General features: G+C 61.0%; 13 protein-coding genes and 2 pseudogenes. 6 read left to right on the top strand and 9 right to left on the bottom strand.

Going from position 1 to position 17,688, the window contains the following annotated elements; all coding sequences use genetic code 11:
• Positions 1-17: 17 nt before the first annotated feature.
• The 3 genes from C482_RS18030 to C482_RS18020 all read right to left on the bottom strand — a co-directional run bounded on the left by C482_RS18030 (position 18) and on the right by C482_RS18020 (position 5,213).
• The gene (locus C482_RS18030; protein ID WP_006169238.1) at positions 18-1,202 is read right to left on the bottom strand and encodes a segregation and condensation protein A; all 1,185 of its coding nucleotides are present in this window, start codon (positions 1,200-1,202) and stop codon (positions 18-20) included.
• Complete coding sequence (smc, locus tag C482_RS18025) at positions 1,195-4,764, bottom strand: chromosome segregation protein SMC (protein ID WP_006169237.1); 3,570 nt, start codon at positions 4,762-4,764, stop codon at positions 1,195-1,197. Before smc ends, C482_RS18030 begins: the two co-directional genes overlap by 8 nt.
• 131 nt (positions 4,765-4,895) lie before the next feature.
• Positions 4,896-5,213, bottom strand: a complete 318-nt coding sequence (locus tag C482_RS18020; RefSeq protein WP_006169236.1) for a DUF7518 family protein — start codon at positions 5,211-5,213, stop codon at positions 4,896-4,898.
• A 212-nt stretch (positions 5,214-5,425) separates the two neighbouring features.
• Between C482_RS18020 and C482_RS18015 the strand changes: the two genes are divergently transcribed.
• Both C482_RS18015 and C482_RS18010 read left to right on the top strand, forming a co-directional pair.
• Positions 5,426-7,498, top strand: coding sequence for an AMP-binding protein (locus tag C482_RS18015; RefSeq protein ID WP_006169235.1), 2,073 nt, complete (start codon positions 5,426-5,428; stop codon positions 7,496-7,498).
• 106 nt (positions 7,499-7,604) lie between these two features.
• A complete protein-coding gene (locus tag C482_RS18010; RefSeq protein ID WP_006169234.1) occupies positions 7,605-8,075 on the top strand; it encodes a hypothetical protein in 471 nt (156 codons plus the stop codon).
• Here the strand turns inward: C482_RS18010 and C482_RS20745 are convergent.
• The 3 genes and pseudogenes from C482_RS20745 to C482_RS20735 form a co-directional block, all read right to left on the bottom strand.
• Positions 8,074-8,617, bottom strand: a pseudogene (locus C482_RS20745) (IS6 family transposase); the annotation flags it as partial. The gene C482_RS18010 and the pseudogene C482_RS20745 overlap by 2 nt on opposite strands.
• Positions 8,618-8,738: 121 nt before the next feature.
• Positions 8,739-9,713: a poly-gamma-glutamate hydrolase family protein gene (locus C482_RS20740; RefSeq protein WP_161605611.1), complete on the bottom strand. Its 975-nt coding sequence runs from the start codon at positions 9,711-9,713 to the stop codon at positions 8,739-8,741.
• 371 nt (positions 9,714-10,084) lie between these two features.
• A pseudogene (locus C482_RS20735) lies at positions 10,085-10,597 on the bottom strand (IS6 family transposase); the annotation flags it as partial.
• A 193-nt stretch (positions 10,598-10,790) separates the two neighbouring features.
• On the opposite strand from C482_RS20735, the gene gatB reads away from it, so the two are divergent.
• Positions 10,791-12,284 carry an Asp-tRNA(Asn)/Glu-tRNA(Gln) amidotransferase subunit GatB gene (gene gatB, locus C482_RS17990; protein WP_006169230.1) on the top strand — a complete coding sequence of 498 codons (1,494 nt, stop codon included), beginning with the start codon at positions 10,791-10,793 and terminating at the stop codon, positions 12,282-12,284.
• A 104-nt stretch (positions 12,285-12,388) separates the two neighbouring features.
• On the opposite strand, the gene C482_RS17985 is transcribed toward gatB, so the two are convergent.
• Positions 12,389-13,096 (bottom strand): O-methyltransferase, encoded by a 708-nt coding sequence (locus tag C482_RS17985; protein ID WP_006169229.1) that lies wholly within the window; start codon positions 13,094-13,096, stop codon positions 12,389-12,391.
• A gap of 137 nt (positions 13,097-13,233) precedes the next feature.
• Here C482_RS17985 and C482_RS17980 point away from each other — a divergent pair, with 137 nt between their 5' ends.
• On the top strand, positions 13,234-14,256 hold the full coding sequence (locus C482_RS17980; protein WP_006169228.1) for an MBL fold metallo-hydrolase: 1,023 nt from the start codon (positions 13,234-13,236) through the stop codon (positions 14,254-14,256).
• Between the two features lie 162 nt (positions 14,257-14,418).
• Here C482_RS17980 and C482_RS17975 read toward each other — a convergent pair whose 3' ends face one another.
• Positions 14,419-15,000 carry an acyl-CoA thioesterase gene (locus C482_RS17975; protein ID WP_006169227.1) on the bottom strand — a complete coding sequence of 194 codons (582 nt, stop codon included), beginning with the start codon at positions 14,998-15,000 and terminating at the stop codon, positions 14,419-14,421.
• A gap of 111 nt (positions 15,001-15,111) precedes the next feature.
• Here C482_RS17975 and C482_RS17970 point away from each other — a divergent pair, with 111 nt between their 5' ends.
• Together C482_RS17970 and C482_RS17965 are read left to right on the top strand one after the other, a co-directional pair.
• A complete protein-coding gene (locus tag C482_RS17970; protein ID WP_006169226.1) occupies positions 15,112-15,246 on the top strand; it encodes a hypothetical protein in 135 nt (44 codons plus the stop codon).
• Between the two features lie 110 nt (positions 15,247-15,356).
• Complete coding sequence (locus C482_RS17965; protein WP_006169225.1) at positions 15,357-16,676, top strand: NAD(P)/FAD-dependent oxidoreductase; 1,320 nt, start codon at positions 15,357-15,359, stop codon at positions 16,674-16,676.
• A gap of 132 nt (positions 16,677-16,808) precedes the next feature.
• Here C482_RS17965 and C482_RS17960 read toward each other — a convergent pair whose 3' ends face one another.
• Entirely contained in the window at positions 16,809-17,672 is an 864-nt protein-coding gene (locus C482_RS17960) for a winged helix-turn-helix domain-containing protein (RefSeq protein ID WP_006169224.1), read from the bottom strand.
• Between the last annotated feature and the right edge of the window lie 16 nt (positions 17,673-17,688).

Below are 17,688 nucleotides of genomic sequence, written 5' to 3'. Positions count from 1 at the left end.
CGGATCGCCTTTACAGATCAATCCGCAATCGCTTCTTCGGGCTCTGCCTCGGGTGTCGCCTGCTGAACCCAGAGATCACCGAACAGTTCGTCCTGTTCGAGCGTGAGACGACCGCGGTGGGCCAGAAAGAGCAACGCAAGATAGGTCATCACGCGCGAGCCACCTTCCTCGTCGATCTCAGCGTACAGCACTTCATCACGTCCGTTCTCGTAGTGCTCCTCGAGTACGGCTTCGACGTCGTCGATCACCGTCTCGATGTCTTCCTCGTGGGTCGTATGCGTCACGTCGTCGCTCGTCGGCTCGTCATCGACCCGGAAGTCGTCGCCCGAGTGGTAGCTCAGTTCCTGCATCCCGCGGTCGTAGCCCTGCGGCGAGTCGCTCGTATCGTAGCTTCGGGACTCCTTCCACCAGGTGCCACGCTCTGCGCTGCGGAGTTCCCGAACCAGTTCGTCGAGCGTCTCCGGTTTTCCGCGGACGTGCTTGCGCTCGAGTCGGCGCTCCATTTCGGCTTCGAGTCCCTCAACGGGGTCGAACCCGGGTGCGCCGTCCTCGTCGGGCGCGCCGCCACCGTGGCCCATCGGCCCGTCGTCGGCGAACGGAGCCTCCCACGGCGGCAGTTCCTCTTCCTCGGGTTCGTCCGTGGCGAACAACTCGTCACTTTTCATCCGGAGGAGGACACTCGCGTAGAACAGCGCCCGGCCGGAGGTCCGCAGATCGGCGTCGTCGAGCGCCGACAGGAACTTGTCCGTCACCCGGACGACGTCGATGTCCCAGGGGTCGATTTCGCCGTCCTCGGCGAGCTGCACGAGGAGCTCGACGGGTTCGACCTCGTTTTCGTCTTCGCCGTCCGCGCCATCCCCGTCGCCAATTCCCTCTTCCACCGCAGACGACGGTTCAGACGAAGATGCGGACTCGGTGAACTCGAGTACCGTTCCCTCGTCGTCCTGGTTGTCGTCGGACGCTCCCGGAGGTTCTCGGTCTTCGTGGCCGGCGATCTGAAGCGGAATGTCGTCGCCGCCGTCGGTTCGGAGTTCCCCGCTCGATTTTCCGGAGTCGCGTAGCGACTCCCTGCTCGCGGCGTCGCCGCTCGCACTTTCGGAGGGCCCCTGCGTCGCCGTTGGCTCCTCGGGCCCCTCGCCCTGCTCGCGGGTCGCTTCGCTCCCCGCTCGCATATTCGAGGAACTACGTTCCTCGCTAGTCATCAGCCGGCACCCCTTCACTCAAATCGATCCCCGTCACGGCACTCACGTTGTCGTCCTGCATCGTCACCCCAATCGCGCGCTGGGAGCGATCGAGCATCGCCGAGCGGTGTGAGACGACGACGAACTGGGCCTGCTCGGCCAGTTCCTCGACCATCTCGCCGATCCGCTCGGCGTTGACCGCATCGAGGAAGGCGTCGACCTCGTCGAGCGCGTAGAACGGTGCCGGATTGTGCCGCTGGATCGCGAAAATGAACGCCAGCGCGGTGAGGGACTTCTCGCCACCAGACATCGCATCCAGGCGCTGAATCGGTTTGTCGCCCGGCTGTGCCTTCATCGTCAACCCACCCTCGAACGGGTCGTCCTCGTCTTCGAGGTGCAGCGTGCCGGTCCCCTCCGAGAGCTTCTCGAAAATCTCCGTAAAGTGTGAGGAGATCGCCGTGTAGGCGTCCATAAACGTCTGTTTTTTCTGGGTCTCGTACTGCTCGATCCGGTCGCGGATCCCCTCCGCTTCCTCGACGAGCGTCGCGCGACCCTCCTCGAGTTCGTCCAGATCGCTGCGGACCTCGTCGTACTCGTCGATCGCGAGCATGTTGACCGGCTCCATTGCCTCCATGTCGGCCTGCAGGAGCTCGATCATCTCGAGGACGGTCTCGTGATCGGGCACGTCCTCGGGGTCGTAGTCGCCGACCTCGGCTTCGAGGCTCTCGATCTCCCACTCCAGGCTGGTGACGCGCTCGCGTTTGTCCTCGAGTTTGCTCTCGACGGCGTTGACGCGATCCTGTTGCTGGTCGCGGTTCGTGCGGGCCTCGGAGAGTTCCTCCTTGAGGTCGCTGCGTTCACCTTTCAGCTCGGTGAGTTCGGCCTCGAGTTCCTCGACGGCCTCGTGTTTCGCCTCGAGCGTCTCGCGCTTCTCGGCGATTGCGTCCTCGTGCTCCGAAATGCGGTCTTCGTGCTCGGCCTTCCGGTTCTGGGCCGTTTCGATGTCGTCGTGGAGGTCTTCGATCGCATCCTCTGCGTACTCCTTCTCGAGTCCAAGCTCGTTGAGTTTGCCGTCGAGATCCGCGATCGTGTCCTCGCGGTCGTCGATCTCGCTCTCGAGCTCCTCGATCTCGGCGGTGAGTTCCGGAATCTTCGAATCTGCGAGCTCAGTTTCGAGCTCGTCGATGTCGGCCTCGATAACCTCGATCTCCTGTGTTTTCTCGTCGATCTCGGCGGCGATTTCGTTCATCCGTTCGTCGACCGACTCGCGCTCCTCGCGGAGTTCTTCGAGTTCACTCTCGAGTGTCTCGATTTCGTCCTCGATGGCGTCGCGTTTCTCGTCGAGGGACTCGAGTTCGCTCTCGATCGAGCGTACCTCGTCTGCGGCGTCGGTCTTGCGGTCGCGGGCGTCGTCGAGTCGGTCCTCGACGCCGCGAAGGTCCTCACGGAGCGATTCGCGCTCTTCTTGCAGATCCGTGATCTGCTTGGCGACGCGCTCGAGTTGGCCTTCGCCGCCGCCGGTGAACGAGTAGCGCGAGCCCTTTCGGGAGCCGCCGGTCATCGCGCCGCTCTTCTCGACCAAGTCGCCGTCGAGGGTGACCATCCGGTAGTCGCCCATGTACGAGCGGGCGGTCTCGATGTCCTCGACAACGAGGGTGTCACCGAGGACGTACGAGAAGACGCCAGCGAACTGGTCATCGAAGTCGACCAGGTTGTACGCGAAGTCGACGACGCCCGGATCGGTCGGCGCGTTCGGGAGCCGGCGCTGGCTCATGTCCGTCAGCGGGAGAAAGGTCGCCCGGCCCGCGTTTCTGGACTTCAGGTGCTCGATACACTGCTGGCCGACCACGTCGTCGTTGACGACGACGTTTGCGAGCCGACCGCCGGCGGCCGTCTCACAGGCCACGGCGTACTCGCCGGAGACGTTTCCGAGCTGGGCTACTGCGCCGTGGACGCCGTTGATCCCCGAGTTCAGGATCGTCGTCACCGCGCGACCGAACGAGGAGTCGCCGCTCTCGCCCGCGTTGGCCTCGAGTTCGGCGTACTCCTGCTGTTTGGCCTGGATTTTGTCATCCAGTTCGTCCATCTCGGACTGCGTGCGGCGTTTCTCCGCTTTGAGATCGTCGACGACTTCCGAGATATTCGTCCGATTCTTCTCGGCCTTCTCGAGTTCCCGTTCGAGATCGCTGCGTCTGTGCTCGAGTTCCGGCAGTTCCTCGCGTCGCTCCTCGATCGTGTTTTCTTTCTCGCTGATCGTGTTCGAACGGCGACGAGCCTCGTCGAGCAGGCGGTCTTGCTCGCGCTGGCGGTCGTTCTTCTCGGTTTTTGCTGCCTCCAAATCGTCCTTTCGCTCCGCGAGGTCGGCCTTGAGTTCGTCGAACTCGGTGTCGACGGCGTCGATTTCGGCTTCAAGTTCGTCCCGTTTCGTCTTTCGCTCCTGGATTTCCGTCTTGAGCTGGGCCTTCTCGAGTTTGTGCTCGCGCATCTCGTCCTCGAGTTCCTCGATGGTCTCTTGCTTGCGATCGATCTGGACGAACGCCTCGCGTCGCGTGGATTCGGCGTCCTCGATCTGTTCCTCGCTGGCTTCGATCTTGTCCTCGAGTCGAGAGATTTCGCCTTTGATCTCCTCGATTTCGCTCTTGATCCGGAGCTGTTCGTCCTCGCCCTTGCGCTCGATTTCGGCGTTCAGATCCTCTAAGTCCTCCTGTAGCCGGACGACTTTCCCCTGGCGCTCGTCGAGTTCGCGCTGGAGATCTTCGAGGTCGGATTCAAGGTCGTCGACAGAATCTTCGGCTGACTCGAGTTCGGCGCGCTTCTCCTCGAGTTCGCTGGCCTTCTTGTAGCCCTCGTACTCCTCCTTCTCGCGGCGGAGCCGCCGGTAGCGCATGGCCTGCCGGCGCTCGTCTGCAAGCTGGTCGAGGCGGTCGCGTTTCTCTTCGATGCGGAGTTCGGCCTCATCGATGCGCTCCTCGACGATTTCGAGTTCCTCGAAGGCGTCTTCCTTCTTCGCGTCGAACTCGGCGACGCCGGCGATTTCGTCAATAATCTCTCGCCGAGCGTGTGGCGTCATGTTGATGATCTCGGTCACGTCGCCCTGCATGACGACGTTGTAGCCTTCCGGAGTGACACCGGCTTGGGCGAGCAAGTCCTGAATGTCGGAGAGATTGACCGCCCGGTCGTTCAGGTAGTAGTAGGAGTAGTAGTTGTCCTCGGTTTCTTTGACCCGGCGGCGGATTCGGATCTCGTCGATGTCACCAACGTCCTCGCTGCCCGCGGCGTTGACGACCTGTGACCGTGAAAGCGTCTCGTCGGAGTTGTCGAGAATGACCTCGACGATGGCTTCGCGCGGGCCGGCAGAGTCCGAGCCGTCCTCGTGGCCGGGGTTGTAGATGAGGTCAGTAAGTTTCTCCGCGCGGATGCCGCGGGTCCGTGCCAGTCCGAGCGCGAAGAGGACGGCGTCGATAATGTTCGACTTGCCCGAGCCGTTCGGCCCGGTGACGACGGTAAAATCCTCGTAGAACGGAATCTTCGTTTTTCGACCGAAGCTCTTGAACTTGTCCAGAACGACTGCCTTGATGTACATTTGTTGTCCGGGCCCTCCGTGCCGTCGGGGCTCGCAATCGGAGACGACCAATGCGTTGGCGGTCGAGTCGGCCGACAAGCGGCCGCCCTCAGTTACTGGTCTCCGACTGCGAGACGCCGTACGCCGTGCAGTTATGCGACAATAATATCGTCGCTACCTGAGTCTTCCGCTTCGTCACCGGACTGGGCGTCCTCCGCCGCGCTGGTGTCGGCGTCCGCCGTCGCCTCTTCGACTTCTTCCGGTGCAGCTTCAGGCGTCCCTTCGATCTCACTCGTTCCCGTCTCGTTCTGGCGGCGCTCGGGAACGCGCGTCGGCGTCTCCGTATCGAGTTCGGCTTCGAGAACGCGAATTCGCTCTTTGGCTTCGATAAGTTCGTCGGTCAGTCCCTCTACGGTCGACTCGAGTTCGGCGACCGTCGATTCGAGCTGCTCGACGCGATTGTTCGACATACGTTCTAGGCCTGTTGCCTGGCACATAAACGTACGTCAGACACACTTTCATATTTTGGCACGTTGCTGCGAGCCCGAGAGTTACGAACAACTCTGGCCTGAAATGCAACGACACAGTCAGGAGCGCTCGCTGCTGTACGCCGGGAGTGGCGAGACGACCTGTTGTTTGATAGGGTGGTGACGAGAACGTACGAGTGAGAGTCACGATTACGATGACAGCGAACACGAGCCTCGACGATGTCGACGAAATCGTCCACGAACCTAGCCAGGAGTTCGTCGACGAGACGAACGTCGCCGAGTTCATGCAGGCCTACGGGATCGGGGGGTATGAGGAGCTGATCGAGCGGACGACGACCGACCTCGAAGCGGAGCCTGAAAGCGGCATCGACTGGTTCTGGGACGAAATCGTCGACTACCTAGACATCGAGTTCTACGAGGACTACAACGCCGTCCGAGACGACAGCGGAGCACAACGTGCCCCGGAAAACGCGAACGGTGAAACCGTGAGCCGCGATGGGCCGCAGTTCACCGACTGGTACCCGGGTGGTGAGCTCAACGTGGCACACAACGTGGTCGATCGCCACGCCGCCATCGACGAGGAGCGCCGAAACAAGGTTGCAACCATCTGGGAAGGCGAAGACGGCAACGTGCGGGAGGTTACGTACCACGAACTCCGCCGGCAGTCGAACCAGGTCGCGAACGCGCTGGAACAGCGCGGCATCGAAACGGGCGATACGGTCGGGCTCTACATGCCGATGGTGCCGGAGGTCGTCTCGATCCTCTATGGCTGTTTCAAGGTCGGTGCGATCGCGGTCCCGATCTTCTCGGGCTTCGGCGTCGACGCTGCGGCGACCCGCATCGCGGATTCAGAGTGCTCCGTCCTCTTCACGGGCGACGGCTTCTATCGCCGCGGCGACCCGGTTTACCTCAAGGGCGCAGCAGACGACGCGATCGAGGAGGCGGGCTACGTCGAGGACACCATCGTCTTCGACCGCCTCGGTGCGAGCGAAGACACCAGCGAGCACGAGATTCCGTGGAACGACGAGCGTGACCAGTGGTGGGCCGACGCCGTTGATCCGCAGTCCGACGAGTACGAGACGAAATCGGTTCCCTCGAGTCAGGAGTCTATGCTGCTGTACTCCTCCGGCACCACCGGCAAACCGAAGGGCATCGTTCACACCCACGCTGGCGTCCAGGTCCAGTGTGCCAAGGAGGTTTACTTCGGGATGGACCTGAAGCCCGCGGACCGATTCTTCTGGGTGTCGGATATCGGCTGGATGATGGGGCCGTGGACCCTCATTGGGACCCATACCTTCGGCGGCACCGTCTTCATGTACGAGGGCGCACCCGACCACCCCGAGCCGGACCGCTTCTGGGAGATGATCGACCGCCACAAACTCACTCAGTTCGGCATCTCGCCGACCGCGATCCGTGCCCTGCGAAAGCACGGAGACGAGCGGCTAGAGGGTCACGACCTCTCCTCGCTGCGCATCCTCGGTTCGACCGGAGAGCCCTGGGACCCCGAATCCTGGCGCTGGTTCTACGAGAACGTTGGCGGCGGCGAGTGCCCGATCATCAACATCTCCGGCGGGACCGAAATCTGTGGCTGCTTCCTGATGCCGATGCCGACCGAGCCACTCAAACCCTGCACGCTCGGCGGGCCGGGTATTGGTATGGATATCGACATCGTCGACTCCGCCGGTGAATCTGTCACGGACGAGCACGAACGCGGCTTCCTCGTTGCCCGCGACTCCTGTCCCTCGATGACCAAGTCGCTCTGGTCGGGTGACGAACGCTACCTGAACGAGTACTGGTCGACGTTCGAGGAGCCGCCGATGTGGGACCACGGCGACTGGGCCCAGAAAGACGAGGACGGGTTCTGGTTCCTCCACGGCCGCGCCGACGACGCGCTGAACGTCGCCGGCCGCAAGGTCGGCCCCGCCGAAGTCGAGGGCGCGCTCATCGACCACGACGCGGTCAACCAGGCCGCCGCCATCGGCGCGCCGGACGACACCACCGGCACCGCCGTCGTCACCTACGTCATCCTCGAGGACAGCGTCGACGAAACCGACAACCTCCGCGACGAGCTCCGGGGGCAGGTCGGCGAGGAACTCGGCAAGCCGTTCCGTCCGCGCGAAATCCTCTTTGTCGACGAGTTCCCGAAAACGCAATCGGGCAAGATCATTCGCCGCGCTATCGAGGCGACATATACTGGTGAAGAACTCGGCGACATGAGCAGCATCGAAAACCCGGACGCACTGACTGCACTCGAGTCCGCTCGCTGAGCGACCCTCATTCGCGGTACAGTTTGTCGTATCGATTCAGGCCGTCGTTCTCCCATTGCTCCATCGACAACAACTAAATCAGTTGTTTCTGAATCGACAGGTGACGATGCTCTCTCGACGACAAACACTCGCACTCGGTGCCACGCTGAGTACGACGGCACTCGCTGGTTGTACCGTCCTGCGCTCCGACCCCGAATATCTCACGCTGAACTTCCTGAACTTCGACTCTGATCCGAACACGTTCGCTGTCGAAATTCTTCAAGCCGACACCGACCAGCACAGCGATGCCGTCGTGCTCCGAGAACAGTACGAGCTCGAGACGCCGCCCGAGGACCGTGTCGCGGATCAGCACACCGAGGAGGATCTCCTAGAGAGTGACCGGTATCTCGTTCGGGTTCACCTCGACAACGCGCCAGCGACGAGAGCGACCTACCAGTACTATCCCGACTGCGGAGCGAGTGAGACTGCCTCTGACGAATTATTCATCGAAGTTCGAGCCGAACGCGAGACTAGTGATCGCTATATCGAATTTAAGCAAGCAAGTGTACTAGCAGTCCCGGCTGGTTCTAACACCTAGTTGGACTGCCCCACCAGAACGAGTGAAAGCGGTCGATCAGCATTGAGACAGTCTGAAGCCACTTTTCGACGTGGTTTCAGTCGCTGTAGTCGAGGTGACCACTCAATTCGTGACGAGCAAGGGCAGCCAGATAACCGCCAGCATCGACGAGAAATTCTGTCTTGTCGATATCGTGTTTTTCGGTGAGTCGGTGCAGGAACGCCGCCGCAGGATTGGTCCCGTGCCGGCTGAAGACGTCGATTTCCAGCCAAAGCTTCGACTCTGTATCGATCGCGGCGTACAAACACTTTTACTCACCGTCCACCTCAATCTGCTTCTCATCGACCGCGACCCGCCGACAGTGTGTGCGTCCTGTTCCAAATTGCGCCGTGAGAACGGTCAACACCGAGTAATTCGAGTACTGCAACAACCTCTCGAACCAACAATCACATCGAAGGCAGACGCACCCCGAACACCCTAACGGGTGTCGGGATGCGCTCGTTCCCCCGAACCTCATCACAATCCACGTCTACGGTCTCTCTGAGCAGGTTGGCGAGTTGCATGAGCACTTCTCGCTACCACCTGCTCAGTCCTCAAACTCTCATCTAGACAGTGCCTTTGGATATCGATCAACGGCACAGCAGACTTTCTTAGACGGTGGTATTATTGTTCGTATCATTCATGTTATATGCGGACGTCATAAAAGTCCACGGCCGCCTCTGAAATCGTGTCCCAGTCGTCCTGACGTGCGTCCCACTCGACCTCCAACTGGATGCCATTGTCGTCCTTGGTGAGCCAGTTGCAGAAGTTCTCTGGCGAATTGGCTGCGTACGGGCCGTCTGGATCGGCGAGATACACGTCGTAATCATCACCGACGTACGCGTTGATTGTATCTCGCATCTCTTCCCTGTCAGCCTTATCTGCGTCGCCACCAACCGCGATTCCATCTTCTGAGAACCCATGAAAACTGACACAGTGTTCGAATCCTCGGTCTGCAATTTTACCGAGTTCCGGAAACGAATCGGGATGAACGTCAGTTGATGTAATATGCCATCGATCAAATGCCCCACCTCCGCTGCTGAAGCCGGGACACGTCCATTCAGTCACATCGAGTTCGTCAGCTACGTACTCTGATTGCTTGTGCGTCGGGTACTCCATCCAGCCGCCGTGTACTGCGGTAGCAACAAGACGGTCTTCTTCCCCATCGTCCTCAAGAATTTCACAGTATTCATCGTTATTGTCAGCTTCTTCAATTGAATCGATATCGGGATGAGGTCCAATTCTTTTCGCCCAGCCTTCATCACCATCGCTAAAACCCATACGGTCCATGGCATCACGACTCATTTCGACGGTGTTCGAAATATCGATCCTTTTTGAAATAGTGTATAGTCCTGAGTGATAGTCTGCACAGTTATCGCACCCTACCCGAAGCTGTTCTCCCTCATTTCGGTTGAGGGTGTCTAATATATCCTCACTAACTGCACAGTGTTCTTCTTCACCACGGAGATCACTATCACTATCATTAAGTTCGATTGTGATATCTTCCGTTTCTAATTCTGTACTGACTTGGCCAGTAAATTCTGTTCCAGTGACACCAATTCCAATACTGGTGCCAATGGTTTTCAGCATCTTTCGACGTGATATATTATTGAGTTTCATATTCATATGAGGGTTATTTTCTATCCATTTATGCCCTACTAATCATTCATTTTATTCTTTGGGGGGTTGACCTTAGTATTGAAAGATAACTAAATGTGGCGTATCTGAGAAAATGGGCACAAACAACAATGACATGCGTAGAACGTGCGCTTGACCAACAGCAAGTCTCGTAAACCTCCAGCGCGGTCGAACGAGCCATGGGTAAAGTATCGGAGCGATGTAACAGTCGGTAGATACGGTGGGCAGAATTCGGGTTAGAGTCCTTCTTTTACTGAATCTGGTACAATATATCTATCCCGGGAAGTTAGTCGGTGAACGCCGCGAACTGTTTGAGCGCTCGGCCAAAACAGCTATCGCCATTGGAATGCCAGTTTTTCGATTAGGTTTCTCTCAGCATAATCGAGTTGACTGCTCAACCCTAATCGGGAGAGGGAAGTCAGATATCGTAGCCATCGACCAGAAACGCTGCCTCGGAGAGATCGTGTTTCTCGGTTAATCGATGCAGGAAAGCAGCAGGATCCGTGCCTCGTCGTTCGAAGACCTCAACATCAAGAATCATCCGTGAGTCAAGGCCTATTGCAGCATACACCCAAGACCAGTCGCCGTTAATCTTGACATCGGTCTCATCAACCGCGACCCGCGATGGCTTCGATATCGGCGGGTCTGGAACGCTGTCAGCCAGCCAATGTACTCCACTGACAGACCGCTTGATGAGAGCGTTCAACGCCGGTCAAGCGAAGAACCGCTTGTGTCCTTCGGAGCGAACAACCAGTTGCGTGGAGACGGGCGGTGAACACCCTGACGAGTGTCGCCGTCCGCTCGCGTTCCCAAGCTTCATCAAATTCCGCCGCAGAACACCCACTGAACAGGTCTGCGAGCTGCATGAGTAAACCGACTCTACGACCTGCTCACTTCTCAAACCACACTAACTAGACGGTGGCGTGGGAGGATTAGCCGGGCAACAGCCGGGTTCTCACGGTTAGTGTTGATAACCAGGGATCGGTACCGATTGAATGCATGAGTGGCGGGAGCGCTATCCCGTTACGCTTTACCCCCACCGGGCCGAATCGTGGCTCAATGACTGCCCAGACCGTCCAGCAGGGCGACCTCGTAACCGTCATCGGGCTCGAGGTCCACGTCCAGTTGGAAACCGACACGAAGATCTTCTGTGGCTGCTCGACGGACCAGACCGACGAACCGAACGAGAACGTCTGCCCCGTCTGTCTCGGCCTCCCCGGCGCGCTGCCGGTGCTGAACGAGGGTGCCGTCGAAGCCGCCGTCAAAATCGGCAAGGCCATCGACGCTGATATCCCCGAAGAGACCCGCTTCCACCGGAAGAACTACTACTACCCCGACCTGCCCAAGAACTTCCAGATCACGCAGTACGACGAACCGATCTGCGCCGACGGCGACCTCGAAATCTCCGTCGAGGGCGAGCGCCGAACCGTGACCATCGAACGGGCACACTTAGAAGAGGACCCCGGCAGCCTCCAGCACGTCGGCGGCGGTGGCGGCATCGACTCCGCCGACTACACGCTCGTCAACTACAACCGCGCCGGCACACCTCTCATGGAAGTCGTCACCGCCCCCGACTTCCGCAGCCCCGGCGAGGTCCGCGCCTTTTTGGCCGAACTCGAGGAGGTACTCGAGTACCTCGGTGTCTTCGACGCAGAACGCGACGGCAGCCTCCGGATCGACGCGAACCTCTCGATCATTCCAGAGGACGAAATCGAGAGCGACGACGTGACCGAGATCGGTGAAGAGGCACTGGCGGCCGCGAACCGCACGGAGGTCAAGAACATCTCGAGTCACAAGGGTGCGGAGAAGGCGCTTGCCTATGAGGAGACGCGACAGAAGAACGCCATCCAGCGCGGCCGCGCGGTCGAGCAGGAGACACGCCACTGGGACGAGTCCCGTGGAATTACGGTCTCGATGCGTTCGAAGGAAGAAGAGAAGGACTACCGGTATTTCGAGGAGGCAGATCTGCCGCCGCTGCGGGTCTCTCATTGGAAGGGCGAGATTTCGATTCCGGAGCTTCCGTCGGCCCGTCGTGAGCGCTTCCAGGACGAATACAGTCTGAGTGAGGAGGCTGCCTCGAAGCTCACCTCGACGAAGCAGGTGGCTGACTTCTACGAGGACGTTGCGAGCGAGTTCGACCCGGATCTGGCCGCGACGTGGGTTGCGGACAACTTGCTCGGCGAACTCAACTACCGCGACATGGAGATTACTGAGATTGAAAGCCGTCTCGACGAGGTCACCCGACTCGTCGAACTCGTCGCGACGGACGAGATTACGGCGAAGAACGCCCGCGAGACCGTGCTGCGCTCGATGCTGGACGACGGGCGCACGCCGGACGAGGTCGTCGCCGAGGAAGGACTCGGCAAAACAGACGAGGACAAAGTCCAACAGGCGGTCGTCGAGGCAATCGACGAAAATTCCGACGCGGTGGCGGACTACGAGTCGGGTGACGACGGCGCGATCAACTTCCTCGTCGGCCAGGTGATGCAAAAGACCGGCGGCAGTGCAGATCCGGGTGACGTGAACCAGTTGCTGCGAGCTGAACTCGAGTGACGGAGTGACGGTCGGGGTCGAGGAGGGCGCGAGTGATGAGAGTGTGTGCGCGACCGTGTCCGCGACACAACCACAACCGTCGGCGACGACAACGATGAATCCCGTTACGACGTTTTGACGGCGATGCCGGTGCCATCGCCCTGTGGGCTAATGATGGCCGCGAGATCGTCGTGATCGACGAACGTCTCGTTGAACGCCTGAATCGCGGTGACCGACGAGCCGTACTCCGAGTCGGATGGGGCGGGAGTTGTCTCTGTTTCTGCGGCCGCGACCCGACCGCCGCGCAGGAGGTTATCAGCAACGACGAGCCCACCCGTTCGCAGGAGTGGCAGCGAGCCGGACAGATACTCGTCGTACTCCGACTTGATGGCGTCGAGGAAGACAAGGTCGAACGACCCGTCGATTTGGGGAAGCGTCTCCAGAGCAGCCCCTTCGACGATAAAGACGGCTCCGTCGCCGGTTGGCTCGGTGTCAATGGTTGTTGGATCGTCGGTCACTGTAACATCGATGCCGTCGCGTTCGAGATAGTCGACGGCAGCGTCAATTCGGTCGCTGTCGATTTCGGTGGTAACGACATCGGTGCCGGTGCGTGCGACGTGGAGCGTTGAATAACCGATCGCAGTGCCGAACTCGAGTGCGCGGTCGGCGTCAGTTCCGCGAGCGAGAATCGCCTGCAAGCCCGCGACCGAGCGGCTGGCGATGGGTATATTGTCGGCGGCGGCGTGGGATTCCATCTCCTCGACGAGCGTGTCAGCGGACGGCTCCATCGATGTGAGATACTTGGCAGTGACGTCGGTCAGGATGTCCGGCATACTGTGTACGTTAGACAGTAGTTTCGTATAGGTTCTGGTGGAGCAGTCGAAACCTGGTGGGCGGTTCCGGCTGGGGGCGAGCCAAACCACAGTCCGCGACCGACACATTATAGCTGGTCGGTGAGTGGTGTCCCGATATGGATCGCATTTCGCTGGGTAACGACGAGTTCGAAGGACACAACAACGCCTACGTGCTCGCAGACCCCGACAGCGACGCGCTCGCGCTCGTCGACACCGGGATCGCGACCCCCGACATCCGCGCAGACTTCGCGGACGGCCTCGCCGAACGCGGCTACGACTTCAGTGACGTCGACGACATCGTGCTCACGCACTTCCACGTCGACCACGCCGGACTCGCCGGCGAAATTCAGGCCGAAAGCGGCGCGACGGTCTACGTCCACGAGGCCGACGCCCCGATGGTCGAACAGGAGCCCGACGCGCTCGCGGACCTCGACGAGCGCCGACGTGCGTACCTCGACGAGTGGGGCGTCCCCGCAGCGTCGCAGGACGAACTGCTCACCTTCCTCGACGCCTCGTCCGAAATCGAGGGCGAACCTGCAGACGTGACGACGATCGAAGACGGCGACGTACTCGAGGTCGGCGGCCGAACACTCGAGGTGATCCACACGCCGGGCCACGCAGCAGGCCTCTGTTGCTACGAAATCCGGGATGGGCCCGAGACAGCCCATGCGGACGCCGTCGACGACGGTGCCGAGGCGTTCGTCGGCGACGCCATCCTGCCGGTGTACACCCCGAACGTGGGCGGTGCGGACGTTCGCGTCGAACGGCCACTCCAGCAGTACCTCACGGCGCTTCGCCGACTCGCCGACCGCGACTACGACCGCGTCTGGCCCGGTCACCGTGATCCGATCGAGGAGCCAACCGATCGCGCGCTGACTATCGCCGAGCACCACCGTGAGCGAACCGAGAACGTCCTCGACGTGCTCGCCGAGCACGGCCCGGCGGACGCCTGGACCGTCAGCGCCCACCTGTTCGGTGACCTCGAAGGGATCCACATCGTCCACGGGCCTGGCGAGGCCTACGCCCATCTGGATCACCTGCGCCACGAAGGCGTCGTCGAGTTCGACGACGGCGAGTATCGACTCATCGACGATGCAGACGATGTCGAGATCGATCACGTGGTGACGGCCGACGACTGATACTGCCGGACAGAACTATGTAACCGGTCGCGAATTTGCGACCGCTCCACGCCGGAACGGCCGCACGCACGCGACCGGCTTCGTATTTCGTACTGACTCCTATCCGGTAGTATGAGTATGAGCACACTCAGCACTCGACCCGGGAGTCGAACGCCGCTGTCCTCAAATTCCATCCTGAAACGCAGCGACGGCGTCCCGGAACGCATCCGGGATCCGGATCGGCTCCTCCGTTTCGAGATCGACGCCGACGTGCGTGACCATTCCCTCTGCGAGAATTGGCTCGTCCACTCCGTCCGCCTCGTCGCCTGCATCCTCCGCAGTATCACCTCTTGCCACTGCGTCACCACTCACAGCGTCGCCCGACTCGAGTGCCGCATGCTCACGCCTGCCCTCGTCTCGCCCTACCCGTCGTACGCGGTACTCGAAGGTGACACTCGAGTTGCCCAGTTCGACGACGCGGGCCTCGTTCACCAGTCGGTCGCCGAACTGCGCGCCGTCACGATAATTGAGTTCTGCGTTGACGACGTGGATCTGCCAGCCGTCGTCGACCATCTCTTCGTAGCCGTACTCGAGGTCCCGGAGGTACGCAGAGATGGCCTCGTCCTGGAAGGTGAAGTACTCGCCGTAGAAGACGATGCCCTGGAGGTCGGTTTCGGCGAAGCGAACGCGGTTTTCGAAGACGGGTTGGAAGGTCCCGTTCGGTGTGGATTGGTCACTTTCGTTCGGTGTGGATTGGTCACTCATACCAGACTGCGCACTCGGGAGCGCCAAAGGCGTACTGGCTCCGGCAGACGGGACGGCAGTGGCTGGGAATGCCGGCCGTAGTGCTACCCGTCCGGACGATGAGGAATTCATATGGTCAGACTGTCGACGATACTGATCCTCGCCGGCATCGTACTCCTCGTTGCGCCAGTGCCGCCGATCGGCGTCACACTGGGACCAATCGCGCTCGTTCTTGGGATTCTCCTTCGAATTTTCACGGATCTGTGAGGGGACCTGTGGACGTTCACGTATCTGTGAGAAGACCTGTAGACGCGCTACTCGAGACCCCCGTTAGGTCGAGCGTTTATTCCCTGGCCGTCCAATGATGAGGTAGACAGATGCAGTCGACTCCTCGGGTACTCGTCGTCGGCGGCGGACTTGCCGGACTCGTCGCTGCCCGCCATCTTGCGGGTGGTGGCGTCACCGTTTCGCTGCTCGAACGACGCGACACGGTCGGTGGCCGGGTCCAGACGATCGAGCGCGACGGCTTTCGCTTCGACCGTGGCTTTCAGGTGCTGTTTACCGCCTATCCTGCGGTGCAGCGTGAACTCGATCTCGAGGCGCTCGACCTGCGAGCGTTCGCGCCGGGAGCGACGATCGCTCGGCCTGGTCACCGGTCGACACTGTCGGATCCGCTCCGAGAGCCGCGCGCGGCCCTCAGCACGCTGTTCAATCCCGACATCACGGTCGGCGACAAGCGCCGTGTGCTCTCGCTGTGGCGAGAGCTCCGCGGCCGCGAACGCGATCCCGACGCGGTGTTCGCAGCCGACCGAGACGACGACAGTACGATTGACCAGTTCCTTCGCGACCGCGGATTTTCGGATCGGTTCCGCGAGCGGTTCGTAGCCCCTTTCTACGGCGGCATTACCCTCGATCGCTCGCTGTCGACGTCGAGTCGGGTCTTCGAGTACACGTTCGCGGCGCTCGCATCCGGTTCGACCGCGGTTCCCGCTGCGGGGATGGGTGCCATTCCGGCACAACTCACAGACCGCGCCAGAGCGGCCGGTGCGACGATCGAAACCGGATGCGAGGTGGACGCGATCGAGCACCGACAGCGCGACGGGGCCGTCACGGTCTCGCTTGACGACAGCCACAGTGACGGCGGGACTACCGACCGTGACGTCGACGCCGTCGTTGTAGCGGCCGATCCGCCGGCAGCCCAGTCACTCACTGGCGTGTCAACAATCCCGACCGAGGGCCGGGCGTCTACAACTCAGTACTATCGGCTCTCTGGTCGAACCACGTTGGACACTGGTCGTCGACTCCTGTTGAACGTCAGTGACGACGGCCCCGTCCACGTCGCCCCCCACAGCGAAGTCGCGCCCGAGTACGCACCGCCCGACGAGACGCTGCTGAGCGCGACGTACCTCGGTCACCGCGAGGAGAGCGACCAGGAACTCGCGGATCGAACGCAGGCGGCACTCGAGTCCTGGTACCCAGAGCGAGCCGTCGGTGAACTCGAGCCGGTACACACCGACCGTATTGAATTCGCCCAGTTTGCCCAGCCCCCAGGCGTGTACGAGCGGTTGCCGGACGTGCGCGACCCCGAGGGGCCGGTGTATCTCGCCGGCGATTACACGCGCTGGTCGTCGATTCAGGGGGCGATGGAGAGCGGGCGGCAGGCGGCGCGGGCGGTGCTCGAGGACCTGTCGAGGTGATCGGTGGTGACGGCTTCTCAGCCGTCGGTTGGGCGAGCCTTCTGGTTACCCGCGCGCTGCTCGGTATCAGGGGGGACTGTCCCCACGTGGAGCCCGAGCGTTGCCAGGGCGTGGATCCAGATCGGACATCGTTCAGGATTCGTGCCACTGCTCGAGGGTGCCATCGTCGCGGAGCTCGACGACGAGCGTTGCCTCCTCGAGCGAGATTGTGACTTTGGCCCCGCCGTCCTCGAGTAGATCGACATCGCTCAGGTTCACCAGCGAATTCGAACCGAGGTGGGTCGCTGGCGGCTCGAGGTCGTGAGCGGCATACAACGCGCGGACAGCTGGATGTGAAACGAGCAGTTCGGGAACTGGCAGCGGGTAGGACATCCAACACTCCTCACAGGCTGCTGTCGCGTAGACGGTGTCATACTGAAGGATGAATTCGGGGACCGCCTCGTATGGCAGAGAGAGGGTGGCTGGCCCCCAGCAGTACGGACAGACGCCGCGACGAAGCGACTCGACGTGGGCTGCGTGTCGCTGGAGTACGAGATTGACCACCGTCTCGAGCGAGTGGTGGGCGGCAGCGATCGGCGGGACGGGATAGCCCATCGCAACGCCATGATCTGAACAGGAAAGCGTCAGCATGTGGTCGTGGTGACGGGCGAGCAGCGACTGGTCGCAGTGAGGGCAAGACGCGTCAATAGTCGTCTCGCGAGTCGTCGTGTCGTCGTACGTACCACCGCGGATCGCAGTTACGACCTCGAGCGCAGCGATCGTCGGCCGGTACTGTTCGCGCTCCTTGACGACGAACTGATCCTGTAGCTTCCCGAGGTGGTAGCTGAATCGGCTCGTGTCGTCGACGCCGACCTGCTCACAGAGTGCAGTAAAGGAGAGCCACCCGGACGACCACGCCTCGTCGTAGTGGTCGGCCAGTTCGAACAGAATCTCGAGTCGCGTCTCGTCACCGAGGGCTGCGTACGCATCGTTGGGGACGGAATACTCCGGAGGCACGACTCGCGTATCGTCT

The organism is Natrialba chahannaoensis JCM 10990 (genome assembly GCF_000337135.1).
Classification (GTDB): domain Archaea; phylum Halobacteriota; class Halobacteria; order Halobacteriales; family Natrialbaceae; genus Natrialba; species Natrialba chahannaoensis.
Note: the sequence above shows the minus strand (reverse complement) of the source record. Positions and strands in the feature narration are given on the sequence as shown.

Bases quoted from the DNA above. Each gene is read 5' to 3' on its own strand.
- C482_RS17970 (WP_006169226.1), top strand. From the start codon at position 15,112: ATGGTCAGACTGTCGACGATACTGATCCTCGCCGGCATCGTACTCCTC.
- C482_RS18010 (WP_006169234.1), top strand. From the start codon at position 7,605: ATGCTCTCTCGACGACAAACACTCGCACTCGGTGCCACGCTGAGTACG.
- C482_RS18015 (WP_006169235.1), top strand. From the start codon at position 5,426: ATGACAGCGAACACGAGCCTCGACGATGTCGACGAAATCGTCCACGAA.
- C482_RS18030 (WP_006169238.1), bottom strand. From the start codon at position 1,202: ATGACTAGCGAGGAACGTAGTTCCTCGAATATGCGAGCGGGGAGCGAA.
- C482_RS17980 (WP_006169228.1), top strand. From the start codon at position 13,234: ATGGATCGCATTTCGCTGGGTAACGACGAGTTCGAAGGACACAACAAC.
- C482_RS17985 (WP_006169229.1), bottom strand. From the start codon at position 13,096: ATGCCGGACATCCTGACCGACGTCACTGCCAAGTATCTCACATCGATG.
- gatB (WP_006169230.1), top strand. From the start codon at position 10,791: ATGACTGCCCAGACCGTCCAGCAGGGCGACCTCGTAACCGTCATCGGG.
- C482_RS20740 (WP_161605611.1), bottom strand. From the start codon at position 9,713: ATGAAACTCAATAATATATCACGTCGAAAGATGCTGAAAACCATTGGC.
- smc (WP_006169237.1), bottom strand. From the start codon at position 4,764: ATGTACATCAAGGCAGTCGTTCTGGACAAGTTCAAGAGCTTCGGTCGA.
- C482_RS18020 (WP_006169236.1), bottom strand. From the start codon at position 5,213: ATGTCGAACAATCGCGTCGAGCAGCTCGAATCGACGGTCGCCGAACTC.
- C482_RS17975 (WP_006169227.1), bottom strand. From the start codon at position 15,000: ATGAGTGACCAATCCACACCGAACGAAAGTGACCAATCCACACCGAAC.
- C482_RS17965 (WP_006169225.1), top strand. From the start codon at position 15,357: ATGCAGTCGACTCCTCGGGTACTCGTCGTCGGCGGCGGACTTGCCGGA.